13 protein-coding genes are annotated in these 13584 nt (G+C 72.4%); 11 read left to right on the top strand and 2 right to left on the bottom strand.

Annotated elements, in window-relative coordinates; genetic code table 11:
• Positions 1-8: 8 nt before the first annotated feature.
• From pyrE to ACIPTO_RS33895, 10 genes are all read left to right on the top strand, one after another.
• Positions 9-557 carry an orotate phosphoribosyltransferase gene (gene pyrE, locus ACIPTO_RS33850; RefSeq protein WP_352183887.1) on the top strand — a complete coding sequence of 183 codons (549 nt, stop codon included), beginning with the start codon at positions 9-11 and terminating at the stop codon, positions 555-557.
• Positions 558-732: 175 nt separating this feature from the next.
• Positions 733-1764: a class II fructose-bisphosphate aldolase gene (gene fbaA / locus ACIPTO_RS33855; RefSeq protein ID WP_366322511.1), complete on the top strand. Its 1032-nt coding sequence runs from the start codon at positions 733-735 to the stop codon at positions 1762-1764.
• 66 nt (positions 1765-1830) lie between these two features.
• Positions 1831-3300: an MFS transporter gene (locus ACIPTO_RS33860; RefSeq protein ID WP_401198513.1), complete on the top strand. Its 1470-nt coding sequence runs from the start codon at positions 1831-1833 to the stop codon at positions 3298-3300.
• A gap of 95 nt (positions 3301-3395) precedes the next feature.
• On the top strand, positions 3396-3809 hold the full coding sequence (locus ACIPTO_RS33865; protein WP_366322507.1) for a DUF3151 domain-containing protein: 414 nt from the start codon (positions 3396-3398) through the stop codon (positions 3807-3809).
• A gap of 153 nt (positions 3810-3962) precedes the next feature.
• The gene (locus tag ACIPTO_RS33870) at positions 3963-4802 is read left to right on the top strand and encodes a tryptophan 2,3-dioxygenase family protein (protein ID WP_401198516.1); all 840 of its coding nucleotides are present in this window, start codon (positions 3963-3965) and stop codon (positions 4800-4802) included.
• The gene (kynU, locus tag ACIPTO_RS33875; protein ID WP_401198518.1) at positions 4795-5985 is read left to right on the top strand and encodes a kynureninase; all 1191 of its coding nucleotides are present in this window, start codon (positions 4795-4797) and stop codon (positions 5983-5985) included. Before ACIPTO_RS33870 ends, kynU begins: the two co-directional genes overlap by 8 nt.
• A 197-nt stretch (positions 5986-6182) precedes the next feature.
• A complete protein-coding gene (locus ACIPTO_RS33880) occupies positions 6183-7100 on the top strand; it encodes an alpha/beta hydrolase (RefSeq protein WP_401198520.1) in 918 nt (305 codons plus the stop codon).
• 100 nt (positions 7101-7200) lie between these two features.
• Positions 7201-8559 (top strand): histidine kinase, encoded by a 1359-nt coding sequence (locus ACIPTO_RS33885; RefSeq protein ID WP_366322499.1) that lies wholly within the window; start codon positions 7201-7203, stop codon positions 8557-8559.
• The gene (locus ACIPTO_RS33890) at positions 8556-9224 is read left to right on the top strand and encodes a response regulator (RefSeq protein ID WP_401198522.1); all 669 of its coding nucleotides are present in this window, start codon (positions 8556-8558) and stop codon (positions 9222-9224) included. The genes ACIPTO_RS33885 and ACIPTO_RS33890 overlap by 4 nt, the downstream gene beginning before the upstream one ends.
• Before the next feature lie 54 nt (positions 9225-9278).
• Positions 9279-10502 (top strand): cytochrome P450, encoded by a 1224-nt coding sequence (locus tag ACIPTO_RS33895; protein ID WP_401198524.1) that lies wholly within the window; start codon positions 9279-9281, stop codon positions 10500-10502.
• A 2-nt stretch (positions 10503-10504) separates the two neighbouring features.
• On the opposite strand, the gene ACIPTO_RS33900 is transcribed toward ACIPTO_RS33895, so the two are convergent.
• Together ACIPTO_RS33900 and ACIPTO_RS33905 are read right to left on the bottom strand one after the other, a co-directional pair.
• Entirely contained in the window at positions 10505-12115 is a 1611-nt protein-coding gene (locus ACIPTO_RS33900; RefSeq protein ID WP_401198526.1) for an ABC transporter permease, read from the bottom strand.
• The gene (locus ACIPTO_RS33905; protein ID WP_401198528.1) at positions 12112-13008 is read right to left on the bottom strand and encodes an ATP-binding cassette domain-containing protein; all 897 of its coding nucleotides are present in this window, start codon (positions 13006-13008) and stop codon (positions 12112-12114) included. Before ACIPTO_RS33905 ends, ACIPTO_RS33900 begins: the two co-directional genes overlap by 4 nt.
• Positions 13009-13082: 74 nt before the next feature.
• Here ACIPTO_RS33905 and ACIPTO_RS33910 point away from each other — a divergent pair, with 74 nt between their 5' ends.
• Positions 13083-13577, top strand: a complete 495-nt coding sequence (locus ACIPTO_RS33910; protein WP_401198530.1) for a GbsR/MarR family transcriptional regulator — start codon at positions 13083-13085, stop codon at positions 13575-13577.
• The last annotated feature ends 7 nt before the right edge of the window (positions 13578-13584 follow it).

Here is a 13584-nt window from a genome sequence, read left to right on the forward strand (position 1 = left end):
TGGCAGGCATGACGGACGTACGCGGCGTGGTGCTGCAGCAGATCAAGGACAAGGCCGTGGTGCACGGCAAGGTGACCCTGTCGTCGGGTCTGGAGGCCGACTACTACATCGACCTCCGCCGCGTGACCCTCGACGGCGAGGCCGCCCCGCTCGTCGGGCAGGTCCTCCTCGACCTGACCGCGGACCTCGACTTCGACGCGGTCGGCGGGCTGACCATGGGCGCCGACCCGGTCGCCACGTCGATGCTGCACGCCGCCGCCGCGCGCGGCCGGACGCTGGACGCCTTCGTCGTGCGCAAGGCCGCGAAGGCGCACGGCATGCAGCGTCAGGTGGAGGGGCCGGAGATCAAGGGCCGCCGGGTCCTGGTCGTCGAGGACACCTCCACCACCGGTGACTCGCCGCTCACCGCCGTCGAGGCCGTGCGCGCGGCCGGTGCTGAGGTCGTCGCCGTCGCGACCATCGTGGACCGGGCGACGGGCGCCGCCGAGAAGATCGAGCAGGGCGCGGGAGTGCCGTACCTCTTCGCCTACTCCAAGGACGAACTGGGCCTGGACTGACGCCCGCCGCCCCCGCGTCCGCCCGCGTCATCCACAGGGCGAGACGGCAGGGGCCACCAGCAGGCCGGGTCTGGAAGGATGGGGCCGACGATGACGTCGCACCCAAGGTCTAGGTCAGGGCCGTAGCACGCAGATCGCGAAGATCGCCAACCCGCAGATACCAAGGAGCGGACAGATGCCCATCGCAACCCCCGAGGTCTACAACGAGATGCTCGACCGGGCGAAGGCAGGCAAGTTCGCCTACCCGGCCATCAATGTGACCTCGACCCAGACCCTGCACGCTGCGCTGCGCGGCTTCGCGGAGGCCGAGAGCGACGGCATCGTCCAGATCTCCACGGGTGGCGCGGAGTTCCTGGGCGGCCAGTACGCGAAGGAGATGGTCACGGGTTCCGTGGCCCTGGCCGAGTTCGCGCACATCGTCGCCGAGAAGTACCCGGTCACGGTCGCGCTGCACACCGACCACTGTCCCAAGGACAAGCTCGACGGTTACGTCCGTCCGCTGCTCGCGGTCTCCGAGGAGCGCGTGAAGGCCGGCGGCAACCCGCTGTTCCAGTCCCACATGTGGGACGGCTCGGCGGAGACCCTCGCCGACAACCTCGCCATCGCGCAGGAGCTGCTGGCCCGCGCCGCCGCCGCGAAGATCATCCTTGAGGTGGAGATCACCCCGACCGGCGGCGAGGAGGACGGTGTCTCGCACGAGATCAACGACTCCCTCTACACCACGGTCGACGACGCGCTCCGTACGGTCGAGGCGCTCGGCCTCGGTGAGAAGGGCCGCTACCTGCTGGCCGCGTCGTTCGGCAACGTGCACGGCGTGTACAAGCCGGGCAACGTGGTGCTCCGCCCCGAGCTGCTCAAGGAGCTGAACGAGGGCGTGGCCGCGAAGTACGGTCAGCCGGCCGGCAGCAAGCCGTTCAACTTCGTCTTCCACGGCGGCTCCGGCTCCACCCCGGAGGAGATCGCCACCGCGCTGGAGAACGGCGTCGTGAAGATGAACCTCGACACCGACACCCAGTACGCGTTCACCCGCCCGATCGCGGACCACATGTTCCGCAACTACGACGGTGTCCTGAAGGTCGACGGCGAGGTCGGCTCCAAGAAGACCTACGACCCGCGGACCTGGGGCAAGCTCGCCGAGGCGTCGATGGCCGCCCGCGTCACCGAGGCGTGCGCGAACCTCCGCTCCACGGGCACGAAGATCAAGTAACCCGCACCGCGTCACGGGCCCGGCGTCGTCTGTCTACGGCGCCGGGCTCGCTGTATACCTAGGGGCATGTCCGACGTCCGGCTCGCCTCGCCCCAGGGCAAGTGGATCCTCCTGACCACGGTGCTCGGTTCCAGCATGGCCATGGTGGACTCCACCGTCGTCAATGTCGCCCTGCCCCGCATCGGCCGGGATCTCGACGCCGATCTGGCCGCCCTCCAGTGGACGGTCAACGCGTACATGCTCACGCTGGCCGGTCTGATCCTCCTGGGCGGTTCCCTCGGCGACCGCTACGGCCGCCGCAGGATCTTCGTCCTGGGCGTGGTGTGGTTCGCGGCGGCCTCGCTGCTGTGCGGACTCGCGCCCGATGTGGGCGTCCTGGTCGCCGCCCGTGCGCTCCAGGGCATCGGCGGCGCGCTCCTCACCCCGGGCTCCCTCGCGCTCATCCAGGCATCCTTCCACCCCGACGACCGGGCCAAGGCGGTCGGCCTGTGGTCCGGGTTCGGCGGCATCGGCGCGGCGGTCGGCCCGTTCCTGGGCGGCTGGCTGGTGGACGGGCCGGGCTGGCGCTGGGTGTTCCTCATCAACGTCCCCATGGCCCTGGTCTGCGCCCCCATCGCCGTACGGCACGTCCCCGAGTCCGCCGACGGCCGCAAGCACGGCCGCTTCGACGTGCTGGGCGCGGCCCTCGGTGCCGTGGCGCTCGCGCTGGTGACGTACGCGCTGATCGAGGCGGGCGACGGTTCGCTCGTCGTCGTGGTGCCGGCCGCCGTGGCGGGCGTGGCGGCGGGCGTCGCCTTCGTCCTCGTCGAGCGGCGCAGCCCCGATCCGATGATGCCGCCGGACATCTTCGGATCCCGTCAGTTCACGGCGGTCAACCTCGTCACCCTCTGCGTGTACGCGGCCTTCGGCGGCTTCTTCTTCCTCACCGCGCTCCAGCTCCAGGTGGTGGCGGGATACTCGGCGCTCGAAGCGGGCACGGCCCTGCTCCCGACGACCGCCCTGATGCTGCTTTTCTCGGCCCGCTCGGGCGAACTGGCCCAGCGGATCGGCCCGCGCATCCCCCTCACGGTCGGGCCGTTGCTGTGCGCGGCGGCGATGCTGATGATGCTCCGGGTCGGCCGGGACGCCTCGTATCTCGCGGACGTGGTGCCGGCGCTGCTGGTGATGGGCACCGGCATGGTCACCCTGGTCGCCCCGCTGACGGCCACCGTCCTCGCCTCCGTCGACACCGCCCGCGCGGGCCTGGCCAGCGGTATCAACAACGCGGCGGCCCGCGCGGCCGGCCTCATCGCGATCGCCGCGCTGCCGCTGCTGGCCGGGATGGGCCCGGACGCGTACCGTTCGGCGCCGGCCTTCGACCACGCCTTCGACCGCGCGATGCTGTGGTGCGCGGGCGTCCTGGTGGCGGGTTCGGTCCTGGCGTACGCGACGGTGCGGCGCCCGGCGCCTGGCTGCCGCCGTCCGGAGTGCCTGACCCATGGGTCGATCACGGCTCCGCCGCTGGAGCCGCGGGCGGGCAAGGGGCCCCTGGAGTAGCGGTTCGCCGCCGTGCGGCACCGGGATGTCCCGGGCCGGGACGTCCGGGGCCCGGGATGCCGGGCAATCGCCGTACCTGGGGGAGACTGGAACCCATGACGATTCACGAGAACCTCCTCGGGGGACCGCCCCCGACCCACCTCCCCGAAGACCCCGGCCCGCGCGACCTCCTCGCGGGCGGTACGGCGCCCGCCGATGTCGCCGCGAAGTACCCGACCTCCTCGCTCGCCTGGGCGCTGCTGGCCGACGACGCCTACGAGCGGGGGAGCGTCGTGGAGTCGTACGCCTACGCGCGTACGGGCTACCACCGCGGCCTGGACTCCCTGCGGCGCAACGGCTGGAAGGGCCACGGCCCGGTGCCCTGGGAGCACGAGCCGAACCGCGGTTTCCTGCGCGCCCTGCACGCCCTCGCGCGTGCCGCGCAGGCGATCGGGGAGCAGGAGGAGTACGCGCGCTGCTCGCAGTTCCTGAAGGACTCCTCGCCCACGGCGGCCCAGACACTCGGCTGATCCGGGGACCGTGGTGCAGGTCCGCCTGGTGTGACCAGGCGGACCTTGCGGTCTCGGGGGACGATTGTGGAGGATGCCCGGTGGGGACCGGGGCCCCCGTGTCGGTAACGGCAGGGGCGGACCGCTACCCGGAGCACGCATCAGGAGACAGCGATGTCCCAACCGGCTCAGGAGATCCAGGAGCCCGAGGCCCCGCATCTCGACTTCCGGGGGACCACCCCCTACGAGGACTACGTCCAGGCGGACGTCCTCACCCACCTCCAGCACACCCGCTCCGACGACCCCGGCGAGATGGTCTTCCTCGTCACCACGCAGGTCATGGAGCTGTGGTTCACCGTCATCGTCCACGAGTGGGAGACCGCCGCGCGGGCCCTGCGCGAGGACCGGGTGACGGTCGCGGTCGACGCGCTGAAGCGGTCCGTACGGGAGCTGGACGCGCTCAACGCGTCCTGGCGGCCCCTCGGGCAGCTCACCCCGGCCCAGTTCAACTCCTACCGTGCCGCCCTCGGCGAGGGATCCGGCTTCCAGTCCGCGATGTACCGCCGGATGGAGTTCCTGCTCGGCGAGAAGTCCGCGTCCATGCTCGTCCCGCACCGGGGCGCGCCGCGGGTGCACGCCGAGCTGGAGAAGGCCCTGCACGAACCGAGCCTCTACGACGAGGTGTTGAGGCTTCTCGACCGGCGCGGTCACGCGGTGCCCGAGGCCGTGCTGACGCGTGACGTGACGCTGCGGTACGAGCCGTCGGAGCAGGTCGAGGAGATCTGGACCGCCCTCTACTCCGGTGCCGCCGACGACGAACTCGCCCGGCTCGGCGAGGCGTTGACGGATGTCGCCGAGCTGGTGTGGCGATGGCGCAACGACCATCTCGTCGCCACCCGGCGCGCGATGGGCGCGAAGACCGGGACGGGCGGCTCCGCCGGGGTGGCCTGGCTGGAGAAGCGCGCGCAGAAGAACGTGTTCCCCGAGCTGTGGACGGCGCGGTCCCATGTCTGAACTCGCCGCAGAAGCAGAGAAGTTGGACGCCGCCGACGAACTGGCGGGCGTACGGGAGCGGTTCGTCCTCGACGACGTGGTCTACCTGGACGGGAACTCGCTCGGCGCGCTGCCGGCCGGTGTCCCCGGCCGGGTCGAGGACGTCGTCCGCCGGCAGTGGGGCGAGCTGCGCATCCGTTCCTGGGACGAGAGCGGCTGGTGGACCGCGCCGGAGCGGATCGGTGACCGGATCGCCCCGCTGGTCGGGGCGGCGGCCGGGCAGATCGTCGTCGGCGACTCCACGAGTGTCAATGTCTTCAAGGCACTGGTGGGGGCCGTGCGGCTCGCGGGGGAGGGCCGGGACGAGATCGTCGTCGATGCCACGACCTTCCCCACCGACGGGTACATCGCCGAGTCGGCGGCCCGGATGACCGGCCGCACGCTGCGGCCGGTGACCCCGGCGGAGGTGCCGGGCGCGCTGGGCGAGCGTACGGCGGCGGTGCTCCTCAACCACGTCGACTACCGCACCGGGCGGCTGCACGACCTGCCCGCGCTGACGGCCGCCGTGCACGCGGCGGGTGCCGTGGCCGTCTGGGACCTGTGCCACAGCGCGGGCGCCCTGCCGGTCGGGCTCGACGAGCACGGGGTCGATCTGGCGGTCGGCTGCACCTACAAGTACCTGAACGGCGGCCCCGGTTCACCGGCGTACCTGTATGTGCGCCGGTCGTTGCAGGACCGCTTCGACTCCCCGCTCCCCGGCTGGAACTCGCACGCCGAGCCCTTCGGCATGCGGCCGGCCTACGAACCGGCGGCGGGCGCGGTGCGCGGCCGGGTCGGCACCCCGGACATCCTGTCCATGCTCGCCCTCGAAGCCGCCCTGGAGGTGTGGGACGGCGAGGGCGTCTCGATCGGGGCGGTGCGCGCCAAGTCCCTTGCCCTGTCGGACTTCTTCCTCCGGTGCGTGGAGTCGTACGTCCCCGCCGGGCGGGTGGAGTCGGTGACTCCGGCGGCCCACGCGGAGCGCGGCAGCCAGGTCGCGCTGCGCTGCCCGGACGCCGGGGACGTGATGAAGCGGCTGATCGAGCGGGGCGTGGTCGGCGACTTCCGGCACCCGGACGTGCTGCGGTTCGGATTCACGCCGCTGTACGTCGGGTTCGCGGACGTGGAGCGGGCGGCGCGGGTGCTGGCGGAGGTGGTGCGCTGAGGGCCGTGTCCGGAGCGGTGCCGGTGGGCGGCGACGGGCGTGACGAAACGGGAGAACCGTTCAATCCTCACCCAGCGTGACATCCGCGTGTCCGCGCACGTCACCGGACTGATAGCGTCCCGCCCACGGCCGCGGTCTTCTCCAGGTCCGTCACATCCGAACCATCCACATCTGGTTCGTCGCTGAGAGGTTGGAGCATGCCGGACGACGCAGCCGTACGTGCCGCCGCAGAAGAGGAGTCGGCCTTCTCCCACCCCGCCGTCGACCCCGACTCCACCGCCGCGTACGGCGACCACCCCGATCAGGTGATCGACTTCTACGTCCCGCGCGGCGAACGCCTGCCGGGCGAGGCCGCACCCCTGGTCGTCGTACTCCACGGCGGCGCGTGGCGCGCCCCGTACGACCGCGGGCATGTGACGCCGTTCGCGGACTTCCTGGCCCGGCGCGGGTTCGCGGTGGCCAACGTGGAGTACCGGCGAGGTCCGGCGAGCCCCGCGGAGGGCGCCTCGATCCCGGCGCAGGCCGGTGCGGGCGGCTCCGCCGGGGGTCCCGTCGCGGGCCGCTGGCCCGAGACCTTCGACGACGTCGCGGCGGCGCTGGACGCGCTCCCCGCGCTCGTACGGGAGGCGCTGCCCCAGGCCGACCCGCGCCGCACGGTGCTCACCGGGCACTCCGCGGGCGGCCACCTCGCCCTGTGGGCGGCGGCCCGGCACGTCCTCCCGAAGGACTCCCCCTGGCACACGGCCGCCCCCGCCCCGCTGCGCGGGGTCGTCGCGCTCGCCCCGATCGCCGACTTCACGGTCGCCGAGAAGCTGGCCGTGTGCGACGGAGCGGCCGGTCAACTCCTGGGCGGCCCGGCCAAGTTCGCCGAACGGCTGCCGTACGCCGACCCCTCCCTCCTCCTCCCGACCGGCATCGCGACCACCCTGGTCCAGGGCCGCGCCGACCTCGACGTCCCGCAGGCGGTCGCCGAGTCCTACGCGGACGCGGCGGCCAGGTCCGGCGAGGTCGTGGGCCTCACGCTGCTGGAGGACGTCGGCCACTTCCCCCTCATCGACCCGGCGGCGGACGCGTGCGCGGTGGTCGCGGAGGAGATCGCCCAGCTGGCGTGGTAACCGCGGTAGGCCTGGGGGCGCGTAGTACCTGAGACGGACGGGCGAAGACCCTTCTCACAGGTGACGACGGCGACGCACGGCCCCGCCTACCGTTTCGAACGTGACCGAGACGACCCACACGCAGACGACGCCGCAGGACAGCGCGTTCGAGTCCTATCAGCCGCGCAGCCCGGAGTTCCGGGCCGCCGCGGACGCCCTGCGCGGGATGCGGCAGGACCTGTTCCACGACGCCTTCGCCTACCGCCCGCTCGCCCGCTCCGGCGCCGGCGGCCCGCTGGTCCGGCATCTGAAGGGGCGGCCCCGGGAGTACGCGGCCTGGGTCCCGCACGTCCTGATCAGCACGGCCGGCCTGATCGCGATGTACGTCGCGACGAACGACGAGGCCCGTCCCGCGGGCAGCAACATCGTCCTCGGCCTGCTCGCCCTGGCGCCGGTGCTGCTGACCATGGTGCGGCCGGTCGGCGCGTTCTGGCTGTCCATGGCCGCGACGCCGGTCGCCACCGCCCTGGCGACCCAGTTCAACGACGAGTGGCCGTGGCGGAACGGCAGTTTCATCTGCCACCTGGCCGTGCTCACGATCGTGGCGATACGCACCCGCCCGCGCACGGCCGCCTGGATGTGGGCGCTGACGGCGCTCTACGGCATCGGCGCCACCACCCTCGCCGGCGGCCACGCCTTCGGCTCGGACACCGCGCAGATGCTGTTCCTCTCCGCCATGGTCCTGCTCGGCGTCACGGTCCGGAACATCCGCCGCGAGGCCCGGCAGGAGGTGACCGCGCAGCAGACGGTGACGGCCCACGAGCGGTCCCGCCGCACCCTTCTGGAGGAGCGCACGACGATCGCCCGCGAGCTGCACGACGTGGTCGCCCACCACATGTCGGTGGTCGCCATCCAGGCGGAGGCCGCGCCCTACCGGGTGGAGAACCCGCCGCCGGAGCTGGAGCGCGCGTTCGTCACCATCCGGGAGAACGCGGTGGCGGCCCTGACCGAACTCCGCCGGGTGCTGGGCGTGGTCCGCGCGGAGGACTACGAGGCGCCGGACGCCCCGCAGCCCACCCTCGCCGACATGGACGCGCTGCTCGCCAACGTGCGGGACGCGGGCCTGAGCGTCGACAAGACGGTGACGGGCGCGGTACGCGAACTCCCGCAGGGCGTCGAGCTGTCGGCGTACCGGATCGTGCAGGAGGCGCTGAGCAACACCCTGCGGCACGCGCCCGGCGCGAGCGCCCGCGTCGAGATCGCCTACGTGCTGGGCGGGTTGGGCCTGCGCATAGTCAACGACCCGACGCCGAGGCCGAGTTCGGTGAAGCCCTCACCGGGCGCGGGCCACGGCATCACCGGGATGCGCGAGCGGGTCTCCATGCTGAACGGCGAGATGACGGCGGCCCCGACGGACGACGGCGGCTATGAGGTGACGGTCTTCCTGCCGGTCCCGAACATGAGCGAGGGGGACGCATGACCATCCGCGTGCTGATCGCCGACGACCAGATGATGGTGCGCGAGGGCTTCTCGGTCCTGCTGAACGCGATGCCGGACATCGAGGTGGTCGGCGAGGCGGTGAACGGCCGCGACGCGGTGGAGCGCGTACGTGAACTGGCCCCGGACGTCGTCCTGATGGACATCCGCATGCCGGAGCTGAACGGCATCGAGGCGACCCGGGAGATCGTCGCGGCGGACGGCACGGCGAAGGTGCTGGTGCTCACCACGTTCGACCTCGACGAGTACGTCTACCAGGCACTCCGCGCGGGCGCCTCGGGCTTCCTCCTCAAGGACGCCTCGGCCCGCCAGCTGGCCGACGGAGTACGGGTGGTGGCGGCCGGCGAGGCCCTCCTCGCCCCCTCCGTCACCCGCCGCCTGATCACGGAGTTCTCGAAGCTCGCCGACTCGCCCCGCGCGATGCCGGCCGCGACGCAGGGCACCTACGGCGAGCTGACCGAGCGGGAGACGGAGGTGCTGGTCCTCATCGCCCAGGGCCTGTCCAACGGCGAGATCGCCGAACGCCTGGTGGTCGCCGAGTCGACGATCAAGACCCACGTCAGCCGCGTCCTGGTGAAGCTGGGCCTCCGGGACCGCACGCAGGCGGCGGTGTTCGCGTACGAGGCGAGGCTGGTGCGACCCGGCTAGGGCCCGCCGAGGTCGCCCCTGGTCAGAAGCTCGTCCAGGGGTTAGCGTCCGTCCATGGCAGCTGCTGACGACCTCGCTTTCGACCCCTGGGACCCGGCGTTCGTGTCCGACCCGTACCCCGCCTACGCCGAACTGCGCGAGCGGGGCCGGGTCACGTACTACGAGCCGACCGACCAGTGGCTCGTCCCCCGCCACGCCGACGTCTCCGCACTGCTGCGCGACCGCCGCCTGGGCCGTACCTACCAGCACCGCTTCACCCACGAGGACTTCGGCCGCACCGCGCCCCCGCCCGAGCACGAGCCCTTCCACACCCTCAACGACCACGGCATGCTCGACCTGGAGCCCCCGGACCACACCCGGATCCGCCGCCTGGTGTCGAAGGCGTTCACCCCGCGCACGGTCGAGCGACTCAGGCCGTACGTCAGCCGGCTGGCGGGCGAACTGGTGGACTCCCTGGTCGCGAAGGGCGGCGGCGACCTGCTGGCGGACGTGGCCGAGCCCCTCCCCGTCGCGGTGATCGCGGAGATGCTGGGCATCCCCGAGGCGGACCGCGCCCCGCTGCGCCCCTGGTCGGCGGACATCTGCGGGATGTACGAGCTGAACCCGTCCGAGGAGACGGCGGCGAAGGCGGTCCGGGCGTCCGACGAATTCTCGGCGTATCTACGCGAGTTGATCGCGGCCCGCCGCAGGAACCCGGGCGACGACCTCATCTCCGGCATGATCGCGGCCCATGACGAGGACGACGTCCGGCTCACCGAGCAGGAGCTGATCTCCACCGCCGTACTCCTGCTGAACGCGGGCCACGAGGCGACGGTGAACTCCACGGTGAACGGCTGGTGGGCCCTGTTCCGCAACCCGGACCAGCTGGCGGCCCTCCGCGCCGACCACTCCCTGATCCCGTCCGCCGTCGAGGAGCTGATGCGCTACGACACCCCGCTCCAGCTCTTCGAGCGCTGGGTGCTGGACGAGATCGAGATCGACGGTACGACGATCCCGCGCGGCGCGGAGATCGCGATGCTCTTCGGCTCCGCGAACCACGACCCGGCCGTCTTCACCGACCCCGGCCGCCTCGACCTCACCCGCACCGACAACCCGCACATCAGCTTCAGCGCGGGCATCCACTACTGCATCGGCGCACCCCTGGCCCGTATCGAACTGGCCGCGTCCATGGGGGCGTTGCTGGAGAAGGCCCCGACGCTCCGCCTCGCGGCCGACCCGGACCGCACACCGAACTTCGTGATCCGGGGGCTGGAGGGACTGAGCGTCGAGGTCGGGTGAGGTCAGGCCGTGAGGTCGCGTCGCCGCAGCGCCGTCAGGCCTGCGGCGACCAGGGCCGCGGCGATCGTCGTGAGGACGGTCACCGGGCCCCACGCCATGTCTCCGCCCGGGAGCTTCGGGAGATGGCCGAAGGGGGAGAGGCCGAGGACCGCCCGGGGGAGGTTCAGGGCGGGGCCGATCCAGCCGAGCGCGAGGGCCAGTCCCGCCGCCGCCCAGGAGGCCGGGGCGAGGTGGGGGGAGAGGCCGTGGAGGAGGACCGCGAGGGCGCCCAGGGTCCAGACCGCGGGGACCTGGACCAGGCAGGCCGCGAGGATCGGGCCCAGGTCCGCGCCGTGGCCGAGGGCCAGGCCGAGGCCGCTCAGCAGCATGATCAGGATCGCGCCGCCGAAGGCGATCGTGAGGTGGCCCGCGGCCCAGCGCAGGCGGCCCACCGCGTTCGCCAGGACCGGTTCGGCGCGGCCTGACGTCTCCTCGCCGTGCAGGCGCAGGACCGACCCGACCGCGTACAGCGCGGCCAGCATGCCGAACAGGCCGGCCATCGTGGCCAGGAACGCGTTCTGGATGCCGGACTGGCCGCCCATCCGCTTGATGATCTCGCGGGTCCTGGCGTTGTCCCCGACCAGGTCCGCCGCGCCGTCGGTGATCCCGCCGAAGGCGACCCCGGCCGCGAGGAAGCCCAGGCTCCAGCCCAGGACGCCGCCCCGCTGGAGCCGCCACGCCAGCGCCGCCGCCGTGCCGAGACGGCCGTGCGCCGGGCCGGGGCGGGCCGGGAGGAAGCTCATTCCCACGTCCCGGCGGCCCGCCAGCTCGTAGGCCACCAGTCCCTGTGCGAGTGCCGCCGCCGCGAACAGGGCCAGCACCCACCAGCGTTCGGCCGCGAACGGGCGCAGGTTCTCCAGCCAGCCGATCGGGGAGACCCAGGTCGCGGGCGACGAGCCGTCGGCGCCGGTCGAGTCGCCCACCGCGCGGAGGGCGAAGGCCGCGCCGACCAGTCCGCCGGTCAGGCCCTTCGCCAGGCGGCCGCTGTCCGTGAACTGCGCGACGATCGCCGCCAGCGTCGCGAACACCATGCCCACTCCGCCGATGCCGAGCCCCAGCGCGAGGGCCCCGGCCGCCCCCTGCCCGGCCAGGCCGCCCCAGATCAGCAGCGCCAGCGCGGAGTTGGCGACCAGTGCCGTCAGCAGGGCCGCCGTCAGCGGTGCGCTGCGGCCCACCATCGCGGAGGAGACGAGTTCCTGCCGGCCGCTCTCCTCCTCGTCACGGGTGTGCCGTACGACGACGGTCAGGCTCATGATCGCGGCGAGGACCGCGGCGTAGCCGCCGACGCGCCACGCGGTGAGACCGCCGAGCGAGTCGCTGAACACCGGGCCGTAGGTGGCGCGCAGCGAGCTGTTGGTGAGCATCTGACGGGCGAGGTCGGCGCGTTGGGCGGGCGTCGAGTACACGCTCTTGAGGGAGCCGGGCAGGGAGAGGACGAGGAGGCCGGTCACGGCCACCCAGGCCGGGATCAGCACGCGGTCGCGCCGCAGGGCGAAGCGCAGCAGGGCGCCGGTGCCGGTGAGCCGGCGCGAGCCGCCGGAGCCGGTGCGTGCGGGGAGCGCCGCGGCCGTCATTCTGCCTCCTGGTAGTGGCGGAGGAACAGCTCCTCCAGCGTCGGCGGCCTGGAGGTGAGCGACCGTACGCCCGTCTCGCTCAACGAGCGCAGTACGGCGGTGAGTTGGTCGCTCTCCACCTGGAGCCGTACCCGCCTGCCCTGGATGTCGAGGTCGTGGACGCCGGGCAGGGTCGCCAACCTCCTTGGGGTGTCTGCCAGTTCGGCCGTCACGCTGGTGCGGGTGAGGTGGCGCAGGTCGGACAGGGAACCGGTCTCCACCGTGCGGCCCCTGCGGATGATGCTCACCCGGTCGCACAACTCCTCGACCTCGCCGAGGATGTGGGAGGAGAGCAGGACCGTGCGGCCCCGGTCGCGCTCCTCCTCCACGCAGCGCCGGAAGACCTCCTCCATCAGCGGGTCGAGGCCCGACGTCGGTTCGTCCAGGATCAGCAGGTCGACGTCCGAGGCGAACGCGGCGACGAGGGCGACCTTCTGCCGGTTGCCCTTGGAGTACGTGCGGCCCTGTTTGCCGGGGTCGAGTTCGAAGCGGTCGATCAGTTCGGCGCGCCGGGAGGTGTCCAGTCCGCCGCGCAACCTGCCGTAGAGGTCGATGACTTCGCCTCCGGAGAGGTTGCGCCACAGTGTCACGTCGCCGGGGACGTAGGCGACCCGGCGGTGCAGTTCGACGGCGTCGGTCCAGGGGTCGCGGCCCAGCAGCCGGGCGGTGCCGGAGTCCGCGCGGAGGAGGCCGAGCAGGACACGGATCGTCGTGGACTTGCCGGAGCCGTTGGGGCCCAGGAAGCCGTGCACCTCGCCGGTGTCCACGGTGAGGTCGAGGCCGTCGAGGGCGTGTGTCCTGCCGAACGACTTGTGCAGGCCGGATACCTCGATGGCCGGGATCGCCTTCGTCATGGAGCCGAACGTACGCTTCTTTCAGAAATTTGTGAAGTTAAGGAAATGTGTGAAGCGCGGGTAGGGTGGTGGCCATGACGGATGAGGCGGCGCGGGACCAGGAGGCGGTCTCGAAGTTCGTGGAGAGCTTCGCGGCCCAGCTCGTCGAGGCCGGGATGCAGCGGATGCCGGCCCGGGTCTTCGCCGCGCTCCTGTCCTCCGACGACGGCGCGCTGACATCGGCCGACCTGGGCGAGCAGCTGCGGATCAGCCCGGCGGCGGTCTCCGGGGCGGTGCGCTACCTGGCGCAGACCCACATGGTCTCGCGCGAGCGGGAGCCGGGGTCGCGGCGCGAGCGGTACCGGGTGCGGGGCAACCAGTGGTACGAGGCGCTCACCAATCGCGAGGCCGTCCTCAAGCGATGGGAAGTCGCCCTGCGCGAAGGGGTCGTGAGCCTGGGGGCGGAGACTCCCGCGGGGCTGCGGCTGGCGGAGACGCTCGCGTTCTTCGAGTTCGTCGACGGGGAGATCGCGGCCATGATGGAGCGCTGGCGGACCTACCGCGAAGCACGCTTCGGCGAAACCCGCTGAGGGGCGC

Source organism: Streptomyces sp. NPDC090083 (assembly GCF_044747445.1).
GTDB lineage: Bacteria > Actinomycetota > Actinomycetes > Streptomycetales > Streptomycetaceae > Streptomyces.

Excerpts from the sequence above, each read along its gene's own strand:
- ACIPTO_RS33910 (WP_401198530.1), top strand. The coding sequence starts at position 13,083 with ATGACGGATGAGGCGGCGCGGGACCAGGAGGCGGTCTCGAAGTTCGTG.
- ACIPTO_RS33870 (WP_401198516.1), top strand. The coding sequence starts at position 3,963 with ATGTCCCAACCGGCTCAGGAGATCCAGGAGCCCGAGGCCCCGCATCTC.
- ACIPTO_RS33865 (WP_366322507.1), top strand. The coding sequence starts at position 3,396 with ATGACGATTCACGAGAACCTCCTCGGGGGACCGCCCCCGACCCACCTC.
- kynU (WP_401198518.1), top strand. The coding sequence starts at position 4,795 with ATGTCTGAACTCGCCGCAGAAGCAGAGAAGTTGGACGCCGCCGACGAA.
- ACIPTO_RS33880 (WP_401198520.1), top strand. The coding sequence starts at position 6,183 with ATGCCGGACGACGCAGCCGTACGTGCCGCCGCAGAAGAGGAGTCGGCC.
- ACIPTO_RS33900 (WP_401198526.1), bottom strand. The coding sequence starts at position 12,115 with ATGACGGCCGCGGCGCTCCCCGCACGCACCGGCTCCGGCGGCTCGCGC.
- ACIPTO_RS33890 (WP_401198522.1), top strand. The coding sequence starts at position 8,556 with ATGACCATCCGCGTGCTGATCGCCGACGACCAGATGATGGTGCGCGAG.
- ACIPTO_RS33905 (WP_401198528.1), bottom strand. The coding sequence starts at position 13,008 with ATGACGAAGGCGATCCCGGCCATCGAGGTATCCGGCCTGCACAAGTCG.
- fbaA (WP_366322511.1), top strand. The coding sequence starts at position 733 with ATGCCCATCGCAACCCCCGAGGTCTACAACGAGATGCTCGACCGGGCG.
- ACIPTO_RS33860 (WP_401198513.1), top strand. The coding sequence starts at position 1,831 with ATGTCCGACGTCCGGCTCGCCTCGCCCCAGGGCAAGTGGATCCTCCTG.
- pyrE (WP_352183887.1), top strand. The coding sequence starts at position 9 with ATGACGGACGTACGCGGCGTGGTGCTGCAGCAGATCAAGGACAAGGCC.
- ACIPTO_RS33895 (WP_401198524.1), top strand. The coding sequence starts at position 9,279 with ATGGCAGCTGCTGACGACCTCGCTTTCGACCCCTGGGACCCGGCGTTC.